Below are 19748 nucleotides of genomic sequence, written 5' to 3'. Positions count from 1 at the left end.
GGCCTCAGGCGCTCCAGCTCAGCTGCTTGCCGCCGACGCGCTCGGCGGCGATCTTCTCGGCGTGGCCGGACTCGGCGTACGCCCTCATCGGGTCGGCGGGCAGGCCTCGCGATTCACGCCACTCGGCGAGTGCCGGGCGGACGTCGGTGTAGAAGGCGTCCATCAGGATGCCGTTGGCGCCGAGCACGTCGTGCGATGCCTGCGCGGCGGCGAGGGCGACGCGGTCGACGAGCAGGGCGCGGGCCGTCATCTCCTGGACGTTGAGCACGGAGCGCATCTGGCCGGGGATCTTGTCTTCGACGTTGTGGCACTGGTCGAGCATGAACGCGACGGGCGAGTCGGGCTCGAGGCCGCCGCCCTGGATCACCTCGAACAGGATCCGGAAGAGCTGGAACGGGTCGGCGGCGCCCACGATCAGGTCGTCGTCGGCGTAGAAGCGCGAGTTGAAGTCGAACGAGCCGAGCTTGCCGAGGCGCAGCAGCTGCATGACGATGAACTCGATGTTGGTACCGGGCGCGTGGTGGCCCGTGTCGAGGCAGGTGTAGGCCTTCGGGCCGAGGGCGCTCACCTGGGCGAAGCTGGTGCCCCAGTCGGGAACGTCGGTGTGATAGAACGCCGGCTCGAAGAACTTGTACTCGAGCACGAGGCGCTGCTCGTCGCCGAGCTGCGAGTAGATCTCGGCGAGGCTTGCGGCGAGGTTGTCCTGGCGGGTGCGGAGGCTGTCCTGGCCGGGGTAGTTGGTGCCGTCGGCGAGCCAGATCTTCAGGTCGCGCGATCCTGTCTCGGTCATGATCTCGAGGCAGCGGAGGTGGTGGTCGATCGCACGGCGGCGGACTGCCGGGTCGGAGTGCGCGAGGGAGCCGAACTTGTACTCCTCGTCTTGGAAGGTGTTCGAGTTGACCGTGCCGAGGCTGACGCCCAGCGACTCGGCGTGCGCCTTGAGTGCCGACCAGTCGTCGACGAGGTCCCACGGGATGTGCAGCGCCACGCTCGGCGCGAGGCCGGTGAGCTCGTTCACGGTGGCGGCGTCGGCGATCTTCTCCTCGGGGCTGCGCGGGGTGCCCGGCGTGCCGAAGACCTTGAAGCGCGTGCCCGAGTTGCCGAACGCCCAGGACGGCAGCTCGATGGCCTGCCGCTCGAGGGTGGAGGTGATGTCAGCGAAGGTTGTCATGCGCTTTCTCCTTGGTGCGAAGACGGGGTGGATGGGATGAGTGCGGCGAGCTGGTCTTCGAGGTGGAAGACCTCGGCGAGTTCGGTGGCGGTCTGGTCGGCACGGCCGTCGAGGCCGTCGAAGAGGTCGCCCATGTGGCGCTCCCAGGTCGCGGCGACCTCGGAGTGCGCGAGGTAGCGGTCGGCCTCGAGCACCGAGTCGACCTCGTAGTAGCCGACGAGCAGGCCGTCCGGGTCGAGGAAGAGCGAGTAGTTGCGGCGGCCGGCACGCTCGATCTCACGGAGCATGTCGGGCCACACCGCCTCGTGCCGAGCGCGGTACTCGGGGATGCGGTCGGGTGCGACCCGCAGCCGGAAGCACACGCGGGTCATCGTCGGCTCCCTGCGCGGTCGCGGATCGGGCGGACGGTGCCGGTCTCGGTGGTCGCCGTGCCGTAGCGCTCGGCCTCGATCTCGTCCAGCGTCTTGCCGCGGGTGTCCGGCGCCCAGATCGTGCCGACGAGGAACGACACGGCGAGCAGGCCGATGATGAGGCCGCCGAGCGCCTGGAGGCCGATGTCGGCGAGCAGCAGCGGGAACCAGATGCTGAGCAGGCCCACGGCGACGCGGGCGGCGAGGAACAGCACGCCCTGCGCGCTGGCGCGGTAGCGGGTGGCGAAGAGCTCGCTCGTCCAGAGACCGTAGAAGGCCTGCGCGCCGATGCCCGACGAGATGCCCCAGGCGATGGCGAAGAAGAGGAGCGTGCCGAGGTTCGCGGGTGCGTAGATGAGGGCGGCCCAGGCGATGATCGCGAGAGCGGCTCCGATGGCGAAGAGCACCCGGCGGCTCATCCGGTCGGCGAACCGCATGAAGCCGAAGTAGGTGACGGCGACCGTGCACGCCCAGACGAGGATCTGCAGGAGGTACTGCTCGGTCACGCTCGTGACGCCGGTGGCGCTGTAGACGCGGGGCTGGAAGATGCCCGCCTGGCCCGCCACGGTGTTCCAGAGCGCGTAGACGCCGAAGAGGAAGAGGAGCGCCGTGAGGTTCTTCCTGTTGGTGAAGAGCAGCTTGAACCCGCTGAAGAAGGGGGCGGCGGCGGTCGTCTTCGCTCGCTCCTCCTTCCAGAGGGTCGACTCGGGGAGGCCTCGTCGCAGCCACCAGACGACGGCCGCGACGACGAAGAGGTGCGCGAAGATCAGGCGGCTGCCGAGGAGGCCGAGGGGCGCCGCCGCGATGGCGAGGGCGAAGCCGACCATCGGGCCGACCGACCAGGCGAGCTGGGCGGTGCCGACGTGGGCGGCGCGCTTGCCGGGAGGGGCCTGCTCGGCGATGTAGGTCCATGACGCCGGGACCCCGGCGCCGACGGCGATGCCGGTGAGGATGAAGCCGATCAGCAGCATGGCGTAGCTGCCGGCGAAGACGGCCAGCACGATGCCGAGCATGTAGAGCAGCAGGTCGTAGGTGTAGATGAACTTGCGGCCGTAGCGGTCGCAGAGCGGCCCGCCGATGATGGCGCCGGCGGCCGCGCCGAACGCGTTGGCGCTGAGGCTCGCGAGCAGGCCGACCGCGAGATCGCCGATGTGGAACTGCGCCTGCCAGAGCGCGAGGCTGGTGGCGATCGCGATGATCGACCCCGACTCGATGTAGTTCGACATGGCGACCGAGACGGTCGCCTTCCAGCCGGTGGTACTGGTGCTTCCGATTCGGACCGTCATCGGCCCCTCCGTCCATCGTCGTTGACAGTTCACGGGTTGTGGCCCGGGACGGTCGCCCGGGAGCTCGGGTTCGATCCGCTGCCGTGCACGACGACAGTTGAATCGTTTCATAACCATAGCCGCCGACAGGGTTCGCCGCAATCGCGAATCGTGCCCTACGCTCACAGCCATGATGGAGTCCGCGAGCGTCCGCGACGTGGCCGCGCTCGCGCAGGTCTCCGTCGGCACGGTCTCGAACGTGCTCAACCACCCCGAGAAGGTGTCCGAGACGACGGTGTCCCGAGTGCAGAGCGCGATCCGCGAGCTCGGCTTCATCCGCAACGACGCCGCGCGCCAGCTCCGCGCCGGCCACAGCAACGCGATCGGCCTCGTGATCCTCGACGTCACCAACCCGTTCTTCACCGACGTCGCCCGCGGTGCCCAGCAGCACGCCGCCTCGTTCGGCAAGTCCGTGATCCTCGGCTCGAGCGACGAGAAGCCCGACCTCGAGCGCTCGTACCTCGACCTCTTCGAAGAGCAGCGGGTGCTAGGCGTGCTCCTCTCCCCCGTCGGCGAGGTGACGTCCCGGCTCGAGCGGCTGCGGTCGCGGGGCATCCCGGCCGTCCTCGTCGACCGGATCATCCCCGATGCCGTGGCGAGCTCTGTGTCGGTCGACGACGTCGCCGGGGGCCGCCTCGCGGTGCGGCACCTCATCGAGCAGGGTGCGAGCCGGGTGGTCTTCGTCGGCGGGCCCTTCGGCATCCGGCAGGTCTCCGACCGTGCGGCCGGCGCCTCGACTGTGGCGCAGGAACTCGGCGTCCCCCTCGAGATCATCGCCACCGACGCGCTGTCGATCCCGGAGGGGCGCCGCGTCGCGTCGGAGCTCCTCGTCCGCGAGCCGGCCCGGCGCCCCGACGCGGTCTTCGCCGCCAACGACCTCGTGGCCATCGGCCTTCTGCAGACGTTCTTCGCCGCCGGGGTGGCTGTGCCGCGTGACATCGCCGTGATCGGCTACGACGACATCGGCTTCGCCGCGACGGCCGTCGTGCCGCTGTCGTCGATCAGCCAGCCGAGCGCGCTCATCGGCCGCACCGCCATCGACCTGGTGCTCGCCGAGGCGGCGTCAGGCGACCCGGCCGACCGGCAGGCGATCGTGTTCCAGCCGGAGCTGGTGGTGCGGGACAGCACGGCGTAGGGCTACGGCTCCAGCGGCACTGTCATGAGCGACTGCAGGTAGCGGCGCACCTCGACGCCCATGTCGACCGAGTCCGAGTCGAGCAGCCACTGCACCTGGAGGCCGTCCATCAGGGCGATGAGCGCACGAGCCGACCCCGCAGGGTCGACGCCGTCGACGAGTTGCCCGGTGCGCTGCATGACTTCGAGGGAGGTCGTGACCATGCCGACGCTCCACTGATAGCGGTTCACGAAGTACGCGTGCGCGGGATGCTCGGCGGAGGTCGCCTCCGCCGACAGCACGCAGTGCAGCTCGACGAGGCCCCGGATCGTGGCGTTGTAGTCGGTCAGCTCGGCGAGGCCGCGGATCGTCTCGATCCCGGCGTCGACGTCGAGCGGCACGCGACTCCGGGCGTCCTCGTCTCGGAGCTCGAGGACACCGGCGAGCAGGTCGCTCTTCGAGGGGAAGTGGTGGAGCAGGCCAGCCTGGCTCATGCCGACCCGGTCGGAGATCTCGCGGATGGAGCCGGAGCGGTAGCCGGAGCTCGCGAACACCGCGAATCCTGCCATCAGGATCTCTCGGCGACGCTGGGCCGTCTTCGCGTATGCGCCGCGCTGCGCCCCGGGGACGGACATGTCGTGATCCTATGCGAGAAGAGAGGGGGCGCACCGCCCCGGACGGCCGATCGGCGCGTCCGGGGCGGTGTCTCAGGAGGAGATGACGAGCGTCTGCGTCAGGGGCAGGTCGACGACCGACGCGCCCACGTGCAGCTCGAACTCGCCGGGCTCCTGGTGCCAGCCGCCCTGCCAGTCGGCGAGGAGGCGTACCGGGAACTCGACCGTGGCCCGCTCGGTGGCGCCCGCGTCGACGACGACGGGAGCGAAGCCGACGAGCCAGCGCACCGGGCGCTCGATCGCCGAATCGGTCTTCGAGGCGTAGACCTGGACGACCTGCTTGCCGCGGCGCTCCCCCGTGTTCGCGACGTCGACGGTGACCGTGACGGTGTCGCCGACGGCAGCGGTCGAGGTGGCCGCCGCATTCGAGAGCTCGAACGTCGTGTAGCCGAGGCCGAACCCGAACGGGAAGGCAGGCTCCGTGCCGGCGCGGAGCCAGGCGCGGTAGCCGATGTGAATGCCCTCGTCGTAGTGAAGAGCGCCGGCCTCGGGGGTGACGTCGAGCACGGGGACGTCCGCGAGCGCGGCCGGCCAGGTGGTGGGGAGGCGACCGCCGGGCTCGGAGTCGCCCGAGAGCACGTCGGCCAGGGCGTTGCCGATCTCCTGGCCGCCGAAGTAGCCGATCACGACGGCGGCGACCTCGTCGCGCCACGGCAGGAGCACCGGGGCGCCCGAGTTCACGACCACGACGGTGCGCGGGTTCGCCGCGACGACGGCGCGGACGAGGTCGTCCTGACGGCCCGGCAGGTCGAGGTTCGACCGGTCGTAGCCCTCGGACTCCACGCGCGAGTTGGTGCCGACGACGACCACGGCGACCTCGGCCGCGGCGGCCGCTTCCGCTGCCTCGGCGATCAGGGCCTCGGGGTCGTCGTCGTTCGGCTCGATGCCGAAGGCGAACGACATGGCGTTGCCGAGGGCGCCGGCGTCGCGCTGGGTCAGGTCGACGCGGATCGTGACGGCGATGCTCTCGCCCTCGGTGACCGCGACGGGCACCGAGCGCGTCGGCGGCGACAGGAAGGCCGCGCCCAGGTCGGTGCCCTCGGGCACGACGGTGGCGTGGAGCACCTCGACGCCGTCGACGACGATCGTGGCGGTGCCGGCCGCGGCGAAGCCGAGCTTGATGGTGCCGGTGGCGGTCGGCGTGTAGACCGTCGACAGCTGGAGCGTGGACGACTCCGCGATCGGGGCGTCGCCGCCGAACCAGACCAGCGCCGTTGCCAGGCGGTCCTCGCCGAAGAGCTCGACGTCGTCGGCGTCGAGGAAGGCCGCACGGAGGCCCGGACCACCCGAGACGGGGTTGGCGATGGTCTCGCGGGCGAGCTCGGCGATGCCCTCCTGCACGACCGCGCCGACGGAGTAGGTGATGCGGTCGGCGCCGAAGCGGCTCCGGAGCCCCTCGAGCGGCGACACCACGTGCTCGGGCAGCACGGTCGCGCTGCCGCCGCCCTGGCTCCGGGCGAACTCGGCGTTGTGGCCGATGACGGCGATGCTGTGGGGGACCGCGTCGGCCCAGGGCAGCTCGTCACGGTTGACGAGCAGCACGCTGCCGGCCGCCGCCGCCTCGCGGGCGAAGGCGATGCCGTCTTCGACGAGAGCGGGCTCGGCCACCGCCGGGTCGAAGCCCTCGAGGGCGCCGACCCGCTGGGCGAGGCGCAGGATCCGCAGGACCTTGCGATCCACCGCCTCCTCAGCGATCTCGCCGGCTCGGACCGCGGCGACCAGCGCTTCGCCCCACGGGCCGTCGGGCCCGGGCATGACGATGTCCTGCGACGCCTTCGCGCTCTCGAGGCTGCGCACGGCGGTCCAGTCGCTGATGACCGCTCCGTCGAAGCCCCACTCGGTGCCGAGCGGGGTCTCGAGCAGCTCGTTCTCGGTGGCGGTGACTCCGTTGATCGAGTTGTAGGCGCTCATGATCGCCCAGGTCTTCGACTCGGTGACGGCCTTCTCGAAGGCGAGCAGGTAGAGCTCGCGGAGCGGACGCTCGGCGACGTTCACATCGACGGTGAAGCGGTCGGTCTCGGAGTCGTTGGCGACGTAGTGCTTGGGGGTCGCGGCGACGCCGTTCTCCTGCATGCCGTCGACGTACGAGGCGGCGAGCTCGGCCGTCAGCACCGGGTCTTCCGAGAACGCCTCGAAGTGCCGGCCGCCGAGGGGCGAGCGGTGCAGGTTGATGGTGGGTCCGAGCACCACGTCGACGCCCTTGCGGCGGGCCTCGACGGCGGCGGCGGCACCGTAGCGCGCGGCGATCGCGGTGTCCCACGACGACGAGACCACGGTGGCCGACGGCAGGTTCAGCGACGGCGAGCGCTCGTCCCACACCTCGCCGCGGACGCCCGACGGGCCGTCCGACATGAGCAGGCGACGCAGCCCGATCTTCTGGATCGGCCAGGTGGTCCAGAAGTCGCGCCCCGTGAGGAGCTGGACCTTCTCTTCGAGGGTGAGCGAATCGAGCAGGGGCTGGAGCCGTGCGTCGATGGTCGCCAGGGTGTCCGTCATCGTTGAGCCGTTCTGGTGGTGTTCGGGAAGAGGTGAGGTGAGGTGAGGTGAGGTGAGGTGAGGGGAACGGCTACGCCACGGCGCCGGCCTGCAGGTCGGCCTCGCGCTGCTCCAGCACGAGCCGTCGTCGCTCGGCGCGGCGCTGCTCCTGTCGCACGGGGTCCGGCACGGGTGCCGCGAGGAAGAGGCGCTGCGTGTAGGGGTGCTCCGGGCGGGCCGTGACCTGATCGCCGTCGCCCCATTCCACGATCTCGCCGTGGTACATGACCGCGACGCGGTGGCTCAGGTGACGCACGACCTCGAGGTCGTGCGAGACGAAGAGGTAGGCGACGCCGGTGCGTTCCTGGATCTCCTTGAACAGCTCGAGCACGCGGGCCTGGGTCGACAGGTCGAGCGCCGAGACGGGCTCGTCGCAGACGATGAGGCGCGGGTCGAGGGCGAGAGCGCGGGCGATCGCGATGCGCTGGCGCTGACCGCCCGAGAACTCGCGGGGAAGGCGGTCGACGGAGCCGCTCGGCAGGCCGACCTGGTCGAGCAGTTCGCGGACACGCTTCCCGGCCTCCTTGGCCGGGACGTTCCGCACGGTGAGCGGCTCGGCGAGGATCTGCTCGATCGTCAGCGACGGGTTGAGCGAGGTGTACGGATCCTGGAAGACGACCTGGATCTCGCTCGAGAGAGCGCGACGGGCCTTGCGGCCGAGCCGCGAGATCTCCTGCGAGCGGTAGGTGATGCTGCCGCCGGTGACCGGGGCGAGCCCGAGCACAGCGCGACCCAGGGTGGTCTTGCCCGAGCCCGACTCGCCGACGAGGCCGACGGTCTCACCGGGGCGGATGTCGAGCGACACGCCCTTCAGCGCCCGGAACGGCTCCTTGCGGAAGCCCTTGATCGGGTAGTCGACCGTGACGTCCTTGACGTCGAGCAGGGTGGAGACGAGGGGCTTCTCCGACACGGCTGAGGTGCTCACAGGACGACTCCTTTGTTGATGTTCGACGGCAGGAAGACCGATTCGGTCATGATCGGAACAAGGTCGGGCTCCTTGAGCTCACCTCGGGGCGGTCCCTCCTCGAGGATCGCATCGAACAGGGCCCGGGTGTACTCGTGCTGCGGGTTCGCGAAGAGGGAGCGGACGGGCCCGGTCTCGACGATCCGGCCGTTCCGCATCACCGAGACGCGGTCGCACAGGTCGGCGACGACGCCGAAGTTGTGCGTGACCAGGATGACGCCCATCTGGAGCTCCCGCTGCAGGTCGCGCAGGAGGTCGAGCACCTCGGCCTGCACCGTCACGTCGAGAGCCGTGGTCGGCTCGTCGGCGATCAGGAGGTCGGGATCGCATGAGATCGCTCCCGCGATGAGGACCCGCTGGGCCATGCCGCCCGACACCTCGTGCGGGTACGCCGTGAAAGTGCGCTCCGGGTTGGGGATCCCGACCCGGGTGAGGAGGCCGATCGCCTTGGCCTTCGCCTCGTCTTTCGACAGGCCGAGGCTGTTGCGGATCGGCTCGACGAGCTGGTACCCGATCGTGAACGACGGGTCGAGGTTCGACATGGGCTCCTGCGGGATGTACGCGATCTTCTTTCCGCGGATCCCGAGGAGCTTCCTCTCGCTGGCATCGGCGAGGTCGACGCCCTCGAACGAGATGGCGCCGCCGACGACACGGCCGCCCTCGGGGAGCAGGCGCAGGACGGACCAGGCCGTCTGTGTCTTGCCGGATCCGGACTCGCCGATCAGGCCGTGGACCTCGCCGCGCTTGACGACCAGCGACACGTCGTGGACCACGCGCTTGACCGACCCGTCGGGCTGGTCGTAGCCGACTGCGAGCCGGTCGACGCGGAGGAGCTCCTCGCCGAAGCGACCCTCGGTGTCGGGGATCTCGTCGTGGACGATGATCGGCTCGGCCTCGGCCGGGGAGAGCTCCACGGCGCCGCGACGACGGCGCTTCCTGCCGCCCGAGCGCTCGAGCTCGTCGCGCATCGCGTTGGCGAGCAGCGTGAGGGCGACGCACGTGAGTGCGATCGCGAGGCTGGGCCAGATCATGAGCAGCGGGTTCGAGTAGATCTGCTGGAAGCCGTCCGACAGCATCGAGCCCCAGGTGGGGATCGAGGTGTCGCCGAGGCCGAGGAAGTCGAGGCCCGCCTGGATGGCGATCGCGATTCCGGTGATCATGGCGGCCTGGATGATGACGGGCGCCCGGACGACGGTCAGGATGTGGCGGCCGATGATGCGGGCGTCCGACAGACCGGAGACGCGTGCCGCGTCGACGTAGAGCTCGTTTCGCACGGCCGAGACCGCGGCGAACACGAGGCGGAAGAAGGCCGGGCTGAGAAGCACGCCGAAGATGGCCATCGAGCCCCAGAGCGACGGGCCGAGGACGGACCGGGCTGCGAGCAGGACGACGATGCCGGGGAGGGCCATCAGCAGGCCGGTGAGCCAGGACGACACGGCGTTGAACCACTTGCCGTAGTAGCCGGCGATGAGGCCGCCGATGATTCCGAACACCGCGGCCACGGCGAGGGCCAGCATGGCGCCGAGGAGGCTGTAGCGGCTGGCGAAGAACAGGCGCGACAGCACGTCCTGCCCGGCGCTGTCCGCACCCAGCGGGTGGGCGCCGCCCGGCTTCGCGAGCACGGCGTTGATGTCGGCCGCATTCGGGTCCATCGGCGCGATGACGTTCGCGAGGATCGCCGTCAGGACGAGGAGTGCCAGCCAGATTAGCGAGCCGAGGCCGACCGGGTTCTTCGTGAGGCGACGGAAGAGCGATGTGCCGGTGGCCTTGGGGGCCTCGTCGGCGAGGACGGTGGGAAGCTCGATCACGACAGACGCACCTTCGGGTTGATAGCGCCCTGAGCCAGGTCGATGACCAGGTTCACGATGACGACGATGACTGCGGTGGCGAGGACGAGGCCCATCACCAGGGGGATGTCGCCCTGGCTGGTGGCGGTGACCGCCACCTGCCCGACGCCGGGGATGGCGAAGACCTGCTCGACGATGACCGCGCCGCCGAGGAGGCCGACGAACTGCACTGCCAGGACCGCGAGGGCCGGAGCGCCGGCGTTCCTGAGCACGTGCTTGAAGACGACGCTCGTGGTGGAGAGTCCGCGCGAGCGGAGCGTGCGGACGTAGTCCTGACGCAGGGCGTCGATCACCGAGCCGCGCACCTGCTGCGTGACGCCCGCCACGCCGCCGATCGCGAGGGCGATGACCGGCAGGGTCACGGTCTTGATCCACTCGGACGGGGAGTCGGAGAACGAGGTGTATCCCGTCGGAGCGAAGAGCTTGAGGTTGATCGCGAGCACCAGGACGAGCGCCAGCGCGATGAGGAAGCCGGGGATGCCGAACCCGAGGACGGAGAGGAACTGCACGATGCGGTCCACCCACCCGCGGCGCGTGGCCGCCCAGACGCCGAGGACCACGGCGAACACCGCAGTGATGACGGTGGCGCCGATGACGAGGGTGAGCGTCACGCCGAGGCGGCTGGCGATGGCGTCGTTGACGGGCTGGCCGGTGAACCACGAGTCGCCGAAGCTGCCGTGGAGCGCATTGGCCAGCCAGTCGCCGAACTGGACGAGGATCGGCCGGTCCAGGCCGAGCTGGTGGTTCTTCTCAGCGACGCCCGCCTGTGTGGCGCTGTTGCCGAGGATCTTCCTGGCCACGTTGCCGCTGCCGGCATAGAGGAGGAAGAAGGCCACCGTCGTGATCACCACGACCAGGACGGCGCCGGCGAGAAGACGCCGGATGATGAAGGTCAGCATCGTTGGTTCCCTTGTGACTCGAGAAAGTGCGGAGGGGGTGGCGAGCCGGCGGGGAGTCCCGCCGGCTCGCCGAGGTGCGGTGCGGCGTCGGCCCGCTAGGACTTCGGCTTGATGTTGTAGAGGTACGGGTACGCGTTTCCGACCTGGACGATCGCGCTCGTCTTGGCGTCGGTGACGTACTCGCCCTTCGGGCGGAACCAGGGAGCGAACCAGGCCTGCTGGACGATGTAGGCGTTCAGCTCCTTGGTGGCCGCGGCGGCCTCGGACTCGGAGCCGCTCTGGATGGTCTTGCCCCACGCGACGACCTTGGGGTCGTTGTACTTGTAGGGGTTGAACGTGGCGGTCGGAAGCAGCTCGAAGTTCAGGATCTGCCACGCCGTGGGATCCTGCTGCAGCTGGAAGTAGGAGGACGTGTACTTCGGGGCGAGAACGTCGGCGATGAAGTTGTTGCCGGGGTCGGTGAACTTCACGGTGATGCCGATGGCCTTGAGCTGCTGCGCGAGCAGCGTGTAGGTGGCCGTTCCGAGGAGCGCCGAGCTCGGCTGCGAGAGCGTGAAGCCGTCGGCGTAGCCGGCCTCCTTCATGAGCTCCTTGGCCTTCGTGGGGTTGTACGCGTAGGCGGAGTCGAGCGACTTGTCGTATCCGGGCGACGAGGTCGGGAAGATCTGAGTCGTCGTCGTGCCGTAGCCGTAGCCGACCGTCTTGAGGAGCGCCTTGGTGTCGAACGCGTAGTTGATCGCCTGACGGACCTTGACGTTTCCGAGGGGCTTGTCGACGGTGCCGCCGCGGTCGAACAGGATCAGACCGGCCCAGTTGTACTCCTGGTCGTTCAGCGTCCAGCCGGCCGCCTTGATCTGGTCGACGGTGGTGATGTCCGAGACGTTGGCGCCGTTGACCTGGCCACCGCGGATGGCGTTGAGCAGGGCGGTCGGCGTCGCGAAGTACTTCAGCACGAGCTTGGCGTAGTGCTGGTCCTGGGGAGCCCAGTAGTCGGGGTTCTTGGTGAACGCGTAGCTGGAGCCGACGACGGTGTTCTTCACGTCCATCGTGTAGGGGCCCGAGCCCACCGGAACGGTCTTGAGCGTCGAGCTCGTGAAGGCCGCGGGCGACTCGATCTGGCCGGCGTTCTGTGTCAGCGACGTGAGCAGAGCCGGATCGGGAGCCGTGAGGTCGATCTCGAGGGTCGAGGAGTCGACCGCCTTCGCGTCTTTCACGAGCGCCAGGAGCGACTTGTTCGCCGAGTCGCCGTCACGGAACCGAAGCACGTTCTGCGCGGCGGCAGAGGCGTCGAACTTGGTGCCGTCCGAGAACTTCACGTCGGTACGGAGATCCATCGTGAGCTTGGTCTTGGAGGAGTCGTAGCTCCACTTGGTCGCCAGCCACGGCACGACCGTGCCGTCGGGGTCGGCGTGGACGAGTCCGTCGTAGACGGCCTGGCCGTAGGGCGACTCGTTCGCCCAGCTCATGCTCTGGGCGGCGAAGCTCGTCGCCGGGGCGAGAACGCCGAGCGTGAGAGTGCCGCTGCCGGAGTTGCTGCTGTCAGTGCTGCCTGAGTTCGACGAGCAGCCCGTCAGGGCCAGCCCGGCGACAACGGCGATCGCCGTCAGCGTCTTCCATCGGAACATCTTTGATCCTCGCTGGTCGGGTCGTTCCACCGTTGGAGCGACTCCGATCGAGGAAGCTAACACAAAAACCGAGCGGTACATAGGTTTTCGCACAAATTGGCGAACCGGTTATCCAACCGTGATCCATCGCATGAGGCTGGACGCTTTGCATAGTCCAGTTATATAGTTGGCTTATGCCCAGCTCCGTCACCACCCAGGACACGGCGCACGCCCTCGAGGCGGTCATCACCTGGCTCCGCGACTCGCGCGAGCCCGCCGACATGTCGAAGAGCGCCCTCAGCGTCCTGGCGCGCCTCGACGCACTCGGCCCGCTTCGCATCACGGACCTCGCCGTGCGCGAGGGCCTCACGCAGCCGGGCATGACCACGCTCGTCAATCGAATAGTCGGTCAGGGTCTCGCCGAGCGCCTCTCGGACCCCGACGACGGCCGGGCTGTGCTCGTCGCTCTGACCGGAGCCGGCGTCGCGCGGCTGACCGAGTACCGCGTCTCGCGGACCGCCACGATCGCGGCGCGACTCGAGCGCCTCGACCCCGAGTCGCGGCTCGCACTCACCCAGGCAACAGACGCCCTGCGCCGATTCGTCACAGAACAGGACTGATCACATGTCGCACCACTCCCCCGCCGGCCCCCACGAGAAGGCGCCGAGCCCCTTCAAGCAGCCGCGAGCGGTCTGGGCCGTCGCGTTCGCCTGCGTGGTCTCGTTCATGGGAATCGGCCTCGTCGACCCCATCCTCAAGACCCTCGCCGGCCAGCTGAGCGCGACCCCGTCGCAGGTCGAGCTGCTCTTTACCAGCTACCTCGTCGTCACTGCCGTCTGCATGCTCGGCACCGGCTGGATCTCGAGCCGCATCGGCCCGAAGCGCACCCTCATCGGCGGCCTCTCGATCATCGTCGTCTTCGCCGCCCTCGCCGGAGCCAGCGGCTCGATCGGCGAGATCGTCGGCTTCCGAGCCGGCTGGGGCCTCGGCAACGCGCTCTTCATCGCGACCTCGCTGTCGGTCATCGTCGGCTCGGCGAGCGGCGGCTTCGCCGGAGCGATCGTCCTCTACGAGAGCGCCCTCGGCGTCGGCATCGCGCTCGGCCCGCTGATCGGCGGCGTGCTCGGCTCGATCAGCTGGCGCGGGCCGTTCTTCGGCGTCTCGGCCCTGATGTTCATCGCCCTCCTCGCGACGGTCTTCCTCCTGCCGCCGCTCCCGAGACCGGCGCGCAAGCAGAAGCTCTCCGAGCCGCTCACGGCCCTCAAGCACAAGGCCCTGCGCACCACGAGCATCGTGGGCTTCCTCTACAACTGGGCCTTCTTCACGCTGCTCGGCTACTCGCCCTTCCTGATGGGCATCGACAGCCCGATCAAGCTCGGCTTCGTCTTCTGCGGCTGGGGCATCCTCGTCGCCGTCTTCGCCGTCTGGGGCGCGCCCTGGCTGCAGCGCCGGTTCGGCACCCCGAAGACGCTCTACGTCAACTTCGTGCTGATGGCAATCGACCTCGCGGTCATCGGCATCGTCCCGTCGAACCACGTCGCGGTCATCGTCTGCGTGATCATCGCCGGCGCGTTCATCGGCGTGAACAACACGCTCGTGACCACGGCCGTGATGAGCATCTCGCCGGTCGAGCGCCCGGTCGCGAGCGCGACCTACGGCTTCGTCCGATTCATCGGCGGCGGCATGGCGCCGTTCGTCGCCGGCATCCTGGCTGCCGCGTTCAGCGAGCACGTCCCCTTCCTGCTGGGCACGGCGACCCTGGTGGCCGCGGCGATCGTCCTGAGCACGGCGCACAAGGCGCTCACCGCAGCCGACCGCGGCGAGGAGGCGCTGCCCGCCACCGCCGAAGAGGAGCACCTCGCCGAGGCAGAGGCCGTCGGCAACGCCGACTGACGCCGAACCGGCCTCGCACGCAGAAGGCCCGTCGTCCCCGAACTGGACGGCGGGCCTTGCAGTTGTGCGGGTGCGACAGCCGAACCCGAATCGGCCGTCACTCGATCTCCGCGGCCCCTACACCCCGTCTAATCGAGCTTGCCTCGTGAATGTAGCAAGGTTCGACCACAAAGTTAATACCTGGTCGAGAAAATGTTGTCTCGTGGTCAGGTGAGGTGCCGCGACGGCACCAGCGCCCGGTTGATCTCGGTACGAATCAGTTCGGCGGCGCCCTCCATCGGCAGGTAGAACGTCTGGATCCGCAGACCCTCCCAGAGCGCCAGCGTCCACGTCGCCTCCGCCACCGGTTCGACACCCGGCGCCAGCTCGCCCGCAGCCTCGACATCGCGGAAGACCCCCACCAGGCGGTCGAGCTGACCGCCGAACCGGGTGACGAAGTAGCCGTTCGCCGGATGCTGGGGCTCGATCGCCTCGAACGCCAGCGCCGACCGCACGCGCTCGATCTCCGCCTCGTTCTCGCGGGTGGTGCTCCGGGCGACCTCGTGGACCAGGCGCAGGAACTCGCCCCCGTCGCGAGCGATCCCCCGCGGAATCCGCGTGGCCAGCTCCGTCCCGTCCGAGTCGAAGACGCCCTGCAGCAGCGCCTGCTTGGTGGGGTAGTGGTAGAGCAGCGTGCTGTGGGCGATGCCGGCGTTCGCGGCGATCTCGCGGATCCTCGCGTCCCGGTAGCCCGAGCCGGCGAAGACCCGGATGGCGGAGCGCAGGATCCGCGCCTCGACCGCGTCGTCGTCACCGCGAGGCGCGTCCGACGCGGCGGCGGGCTCTCCCCGGGGCGCCGCCGGGGTCTCCGTCATCGCGCCCGTCCGCAGCCGGTAGGCGAGCGACTGCGCGGCGTCGACCCGCGCGGGCAGGTACAGCCCGAGGAGGCGGAGGCCGTCCCAGGCGGCGTGCAGGGCCGGACCGACCGAGCCGAACTCGCCGACCAGCCTGGCGTGGACGCCGTTCATCTGGCCGATGATCCAGTCGTGCCCGAGGTGCTCCGGCGTCCGCGCCTCACCGAGCATCACTGTGTACAGCTCGGTCTCCCGGCGCCGCGAGGCGAGCTGCTCGGCCTGGAGCACGATCCGCTCGGCCGCGTCGAGCCGGCCGAGCTCGGAGCCGGTGAGGGCGGCCAGGTTGCGGTCCTGGATGCGCTCGAGCAGGGCGACGAACAGAGCCTGCTTCGTGGCGAAGTGGCGGGCCACACCCGGAGCGCTCATCCCGGCCGCGACCGACACCCGTCGGATCGACGTCTCGGCATAGCCGCCCTCGGCCAGAGCCCGCTCGGCGGCGTCGAGGATCTCCACCCGCGACGCGGCACTCCGCAGCCGACGCCCGTCGGGGCGACTGCTGTCCGAGGCGGGATTCACGAGGTCCTCTCAAGGTCGATGGGGCCCGACTCTACGCGGATCGACCGAACTTAGTTATTCCCTGGTCGAACGTCTGCCATCCGTCTGATTCGAGGGAAACGCGAAACGTCACTAGGCTGGTCGGCATTTGCTCGCGACGGGTGTCGCCCAGACGAGCCGTGACCTCGTGCTTACTGATGTGAACGGAACGTATACGACTGATGCTGTGGAAATTTTTCGTCGACCGATGGGACCAGATCTGGTTCTCGTCCTGGCAGCATCTGTCGCTGGTGATCCAGTGCCTCGTGCTCGCCGTGGTGATCGCGCTGGTGATCGCCGCCCTCGTCTACCGGAGCCGGACCTGGAGCGGGATCGCCAACGGCGTCTCCGCCGTGGGGCTCACGATCCCGTCCTTCGCCCTGATCGGGCTCCTGATCGCGCCGCTCGGCTTCGGCGTCGTGCCGTCGGTCGTCGTGGTGACCTTCTTCGCCGCGCTGCCGATCCTGCGCAACGCCGTCGTCGGCCTCTCGGAGGTCGATGAGGGCGTCGTCGAGTCGGCGCGCGGCATCGGCATGAGTCGGTTCCGCACCTTCGCCACCGTCGAGCTCCCTCTGGCCTGGCCCATCATCCTGACCGGAGTGCGCATCTCGGCGCAGATGGTCATGGGCGTGGCGGCCGTGACGGCCTACGGCCTCGGCCCCGGTCTCGGCGGCTTCGTCTTCTCGGGTCTGTCGCGCCTCGGCGGCGCCAATTCCCTGCAGTCCGTCGTGGTCGGGGTGGTGGGCGTCGTCGTCCTCGCCTTCGTCCTCGACCTCCTTCTTCTCGGCCTCGGCCGACTGACCATCTCGCGAGGTATCCGTGTCGCACGCTGACCCCACCACCACCAGCACCACCACCGACTCCGGTCGCAGCATCCTGCTCGACCAGGTCACCAAGCGCTACCCCGGCCAGGCGAAGCCCGCCGTCGACGGCATCACGCTCGAGATCCCCGCCGGCAAGATCGTCATGCTCGTCGGCCCCTCGGGCTGCGGCAAGACCACGACGCTCAAGATGATCAACCGGCTCATCGAGCCGACCGAGGGCCGCATCGTCCTCGGCGACGACGACGTGACCGGCATCGACGGCGACGAGCTGCGCCGCCAGATCGGCTACGTCATCCAGGCCGGCGGGCTCTTCCCGCACATGACGGTCGCAACCAACATCGGCGTCGTGCCGAAGATGCTGGGCTGGTCGAAAGACCGGATCGCCGCCCGCGTCGACGAGCTCCTCGAGCTCGTGTCGCTCGACCCCGAGGTCTACCGCGACCGCTTCCCCAAAGAGCTCTCGGGCGGACAGCAGCAGCGCGTCGGAGTCGCCCGTGCCCTCGCCGCCGACCCGCCCGTGCTGCTGATGGACGAGCCCTTCGGCGCCGTCGACCCGATCACGCGCCAGCGCCTGCAAGACGAGCTGATCAACATCCAGCACGAGCTGCACAAGACCATCGTGATCGTCACCCACGACTTCGACGAGGCCGTGAAGCTCGGCGACTGGATCGTCGTCTTCTCGGAGGGGGCGCACATCGTGCAGTACGACACCCCCGAGCGGATCCTCGCCGAGCCCGCCAACGAGTTCGTCGAGAACTTCATCGGCGCCGGCGCAGGCCTCAAGCAGCTCACGCTCAACCGCGTGCGCGACGTCGAGCTCGCCGACGCGGTCGTCGTCCAGGCGGGCGAATCCGCCGCAGCGGTGCTCGCGCGCATCGAGGCCGCCGGTCACGGCCACGCCGTGATCGTCGACTCCCGCGAGCGCCCGATCCGCTGGCCCTCGAAGCGCCAGCTCGGCCGCATGGAGACCGTGCCGTCCGACGTCGACGCGAACCTTCCGGTCGTCGGACAGGGCGCGACGCTGAACGACGCCCTCGACACCATGCTCGTGTCGAGCGCGGGGGCCGCCCTGGTGACGGGGCCGCGCGACCGGTTCGTCGGCGTGATCACCGTCGAGGTGGTCATGGAGGCGATCACGCGCTCCCGCCGGCTGGCGGCGGAGAGCGCCGAGAAGCCGGTCGGCACGAACACCGGCACGTTCGACGTCGTCGTGGATCCTGCGCTCGCCTCTGAGGCCCCGGCATGAGCGACGTCGTCACCGCCCGCGCGCCGGCGAGCACGCACCCCTGGCGCGGCCTCGCCGCACAGCCGATCGCCGTGCTCGTGGTGCTCGCCGGCTTCGTCGTCTGGCTGAACACGGCCGACCTCTCGGCGTCGGAGCGCTCGACCCTCAACCCGGCCGATCTGCTCGACTACACGGGCCAGCACCTGGCGCTCACCTTCGTGTCGGCCGTCATCGTGCTCGTCATCGCGATCCCGCTCGGTGTGCTCCTGACCAGGCCGCCGCTGAACCGCGCCAGCGGCGTGATCCTGGCCGTCAGCAACGTCGGCCAGGCGGCACCCGCCATCGGCCTCGTCGTGCTCCTCGCCTTCTGGCTGGGCTTCTCGTTCTGGGCTGCGGTCGTCGCGCTCGTGGCCTACGCGATCCTGCCGGTGCTGCGCAACACGATGATCGGCATCCAGAGCGTCGACGCCCGGCTCGTCGAGGCGGGCCGCGGCATGGGCATGTCGGCGTTCTCCGTGCTGATGAAGGTCGAGCTGCCCCTGGCGGTGCCCGTGATGCTCTCGGGCATCCGCACGGCCCTCGTGCTCCTGGTCGGCTCGGCCGCCCTCGCGACCTTCATCGGCGCCGGCGGACTCGGGCTGCTCATCACGACCGGCGTGACGCTCTTCCTGCCGAAGGTGCTCGTCTCGGGCGCCCTTCTCATCGCCCTGCTCGCCCTCCTGATCGACTGGCTCGGCCGCATGGTCGAGCACGTCGCCCGACCGAAGGGACTCCGATGACCCGCCGCCGCCCGATCCTGACCTCCGCACTGGTCGCAGGAACTGCCGCCTCCGCCCTCCTCCTCACCGGCTGCGGGCTCCAGCCCGCGACGGCCTTCGTCCCGGCCACCGCTCCGGGCACCATCAAGCCGATCGCCGGCCTCCCCGACGACGCGCACCTCACCGTGACGACGAAGAACTTCACCGAGCAGCTGATCCTCGGCAAGATCGCCGTGCTGGCGGCGCAGACCGCGGGCTTCGATGTGACCGACATGACGAACACGCCCGGCAGCGTCGCGGTGCGCCAGCTCATGCTGACCGGCGGCGCCGACATGACGTACGAGTACACGGGCACAGCGTGGCTGACCTACCTCGGCAACACGAAGGGCATCCCCGACAAGCAGAAGCAGTACGCGGCGGTCCGCGACGCCGACGCGGCGAACGGCCTCGACTGGCTGACGCCCGCGCCGCTCAACAACACGTACGCGATGGCCGTGCGGTCGGAGGCCGTGAAAGACCTCGACGGCATCTCGTCGCTGTCGCAGATCAAAGACCTGCCGGTCTCGGAGCGGACCTTCTGCGTCGAGTCGGAGTTCAACTCGCGCGCCGACGGGTTCAGGCCGATGCTCGCGAAGTACGGGCTGAAGCTCGGCTCTTCGGGAGAGGACGGCGTGCCGTCGTCGAATGTCAGCATCCTCGACACCGGCACCGTGTACACGGCGACCGACCGGGGCAAGTGCAACTTCGGAGAGGTGTTCACGACCGACGGCCGGATCAACTCGCTCGACCTGACGGTGCTCGACGACGACGAGGGGTTCTTCCCCGCCTACAACGTCGCGCCGGTCTTCGGCTCCGCCACGCTGAAGGAGTACCCGCAGCTGAAGGGCGTCTTCGACCAGATCTCGCCGAAGCTGACCGACACCCAGATGCGCAAGCTCAACCTGAAGGTCGATGTCGACGGCGAAGAGCCCGCCGACGTCGCATTCGACTGGATGGTGAAGGAAGGCTTCATCAGCAGGCCCTAGCGGGCCAGGAGCCGCCGATTGGCCCTTTCGGCGGCCCCTGACGACCCCTAGCG

At 69.5% G+C, this 19748-nt stretch carries 17 protein-coding genes; 7 read left to right on the top strand and 10 right to left on the bottom strand.

The annotated features are described in order from the left end of the window. Positions 1 to 4: 4 nt before the first annotated feature. The 3 genes from rhaI to AC3CBB_RS00615 are packed head-to-tail and all read right to left on the bottom strand — an operon-like array spanning position 5 to position 2867. On the bottom strand, positions 5 to 1171 hold the full coding sequence (gene rhaI, locus AC3CBB_RS00625) for an L-rhamnose isomerase (RefSeq protein ID WP_488625591.1): 1167 nt from the start codon (positions 1169 to 1171) through the stop codon (positions 5 to 7). Further along, positions 1168 to 1542 carry an L-rhamnose mutarotase gene (locus AC3CBB_RS00620; protein ID WP_488625590.1) on the bottom strand — a complete coding sequence of 125 codons (375 nt, stop codon included), beginning with the start codon at positions 1540 to 1542 and terminating at the stop codon, positions 1168 to 1170. The genes rhaI and AC3CBB_RS00620 overlap by 4 nt, the downstream gene beginning before the upstream one ends. Then, the gene (locus tag AC3CBB_RS00615) at positions 1539 to 2867 is read right to left on the bottom strand and encodes an MFS transporter (protein WP_488625589.1); all 1329 of its coding nucleotides are present in this window, start codon (positions 2865 to 2867) and stop codon (positions 1539 to 1541) included. Before AC3CBB_RS00615 ends, AC3CBB_RS00620 begins: the two co-directional genes overlap by 4 nt. Before the next feature lie 169 nt (positions 2868 to 3036). Between AC3CBB_RS00615 and AC3CBB_RS00610 the strand changes: the two genes are divergently transcribed. Next, positions 3037 to 4041 carry a LacI family DNA-binding transcriptional regulator gene (locus tag AC3CBB_RS00610; RefSeq protein WP_488625588.1) on the top strand — a complete coding sequence of 335 codons (1005 nt, stop codon included), beginning with the start codon at positions 3037 to 3039 and terminating at the stop codon, positions 4039 to 4041. Positions 4042 to 4043: 2 nt separating this feature from the next. Here the strand turns inward: AC3CBB_RS00610 and AC3CBB_RS00605 are convergent, their stop codons facing one another. The 6 genes from AC3CBB_RS00605 to AC3CBB_RS00580 form a co-directional block, all read right to left on the bottom strand. Further along, positions 4044 to 4655: a TetR/AcrR family transcriptional regulator gene (locus tag AC3CBB_RS00605; protein WP_123506378.1), complete on the bottom strand. Its 612-nt coding sequence runs from the start codon at positions 4653 to 4655 to the stop codon at positions 4044 to 4046. A gap of 72 nt (positions 4656 to 4727) precedes the next feature. Further along, entirely contained in the window at positions 4728 to 7190 is a 2463-nt protein-coding gene (locus tag AC3CBB_RS00600) for a beta-glucosidase family protein (protein WP_488625587.1), read from the bottom strand. A gap of 70 nt (positions 7191 to 7260) precedes the next feature. Then, positions 7261 to 8154, bottom strand: a complete 894-nt coding sequence (locus tag AC3CBB_RS00595; protein ID WP_488625586.1) for an ATP-binding cassette domain-containing protein — start codon at positions 8152 to 8154, stop codon at positions 7261 to 7263. Further along, the gene (locus AC3CBB_RS00590) at positions 8151 to 10001 is read right to left on the bottom strand and encodes a dipeptide/oligopeptide/nickel ABC transporter permease/ATP-binding protein (RefSeq protein ID WP_488625585.1); all 1851 of its coding nucleotides are present in this window, start codon (positions 9999 to 10001) and stop codon (positions 8151 to 8153) included. The genes AC3CBB_RS00595 and AC3CBB_RS00590 overlap by 4 nt, the downstream gene beginning before the upstream one ends. Continuing rightward, positions 9998 to 10939 carry an ABC transporter permease gene (locus AC3CBB_RS00585; RefSeq protein ID WP_488625584.1) on the bottom strand — a complete coding sequence of 314 codons (942 nt, stop codon included), beginning with the start codon at positions 10937 to 10939 and terminating at the stop codon, positions 9998 to 10000. Before AC3CBB_RS00585 ends, AC3CBB_RS00590 begins: the two co-directional genes overlap by 4 nt. Before the next feature lie 95 nt (positions 10940 to 11034). Then, positions 11035 to 12564, bottom strand: a complete 1530-nt coding sequence (locus AC3CBB_RS00580) for an ABC transporter substrate-binding protein (protein ID WP_158614225.1) — start codon at positions 12562 to 12564, stop codon at positions 11035 to 11037. A gap of 173 nt (positions 12565 to 12737) precedes the next feature. On the opposite strand from AC3CBB_RS00580, the gene AC3CBB_RS00575 reads away from it, so the two are divergent. Together AC3CBB_RS00575 and AC3CBB_RS00570 are read left to right on the top strand one after the other, a co-directional pair. Then, on the top strand, positions 12738 to 13163 hold the full coding sequence (locus AC3CBB_RS00575; protein WP_488625583.1) for a MarR family winged helix-turn-helix transcriptional regulator: 426 nt from the start codon (positions 12738 to 12740) through the stop codon (positions 13161 to 13163). Positions 13164 to 13167: 4 nt separating this feature from the next. Further along, positions 13168 to 14436, top strand: coding sequence for an MFS transporter (locus AC3CBB_RS00570; RefSeq protein ID WP_488625582.1), 1269 nt, complete (start codon positions 13168 to 13170; stop codon positions 14434 to 14436). 206 nt (positions 14437 to 14642) lie between these two features. Here the strand turns inward: AC3CBB_RS00570 and AC3CBB_RS00565 are convergent, their stop codons facing one another. Further along, positions 14643 to 15845 carry a TetR/AcrR family transcriptional regulator gene (locus AC3CBB_RS00565; protein WP_488625581.1) on the bottom strand — a complete coding sequence of 401 codons (1203 nt, stop codon included), beginning with the start codon at positions 15843 to 15845 and terminating at the stop codon, positions 14643 to 14645. A 200-nt stretch (positions 15846 to 16045) separates the two neighbouring features. Between AC3CBB_RS00565 and AC3CBB_RS00560 the strand changes: the two genes are divergently transcribed. The 4 genes from AC3CBB_RS00560 to AC3CBB_RS00545 are packed head-to-tail and all read left to right on the top strand — an operon-like array spanning position 16046 to position 19695. Then, positions 16046 to 16696, top strand: a complete 651-nt coding sequence (locus AC3CBB_RS00560; RefSeq protein ID WP_488625580.1) for an ABC transporter permease — start codon at positions 16046 to 16048, stop codon at positions 16694 to 16696. Further along, on the top strand, positions 16683 to 17933 hold the full coding sequence (locus tag AC3CBB_RS00555) for an ATP-binding cassette domain-containing protein (RefSeq protein WP_488625579.1): 1251 nt from the start codon (positions 16683 to 16685) through the stop codon (positions 17931 to 17933). The genes AC3CBB_RS00560 and AC3CBB_RS00555 overlap by 14 nt, the downstream gene beginning before the upstream one ends. After that, positions 17930 to 18691, top strand: coding sequence for an ABC transporter permease (locus AC3CBB_RS00550; RefSeq protein WP_123506387.1), 762 nt, complete (start codon positions 17930 to 17932; stop codon positions 18689 to 18691). The genes AC3CBB_RS00555 and AC3CBB_RS00550 overlap by 4 nt, the downstream gene beginning before the upstream one ends. Then, a complete protein-coding gene (locus AC3CBB_RS00545; RefSeq protein WP_488625578.1) occupies positions 18688 to 19695 on the top strand; it encodes a glycine betaine ABC transporter substrate-binding protein in 1008 nt (335 codons plus the stop codon). Before AC3CBB_RS00550 ends, AC3CBB_RS00545 begins: the two co-directional genes overlap by 4 nt. The last annotated feature ends 53 nt before the right edge of the window (positions 19696 to 19748 follow it).

It is taken from the genome of Frondihabitans sp. OV104, from assembly GCF_057787745.1.
This window is presented reverse-complemented; position numbering and strand designations above follow the sequence as displayed.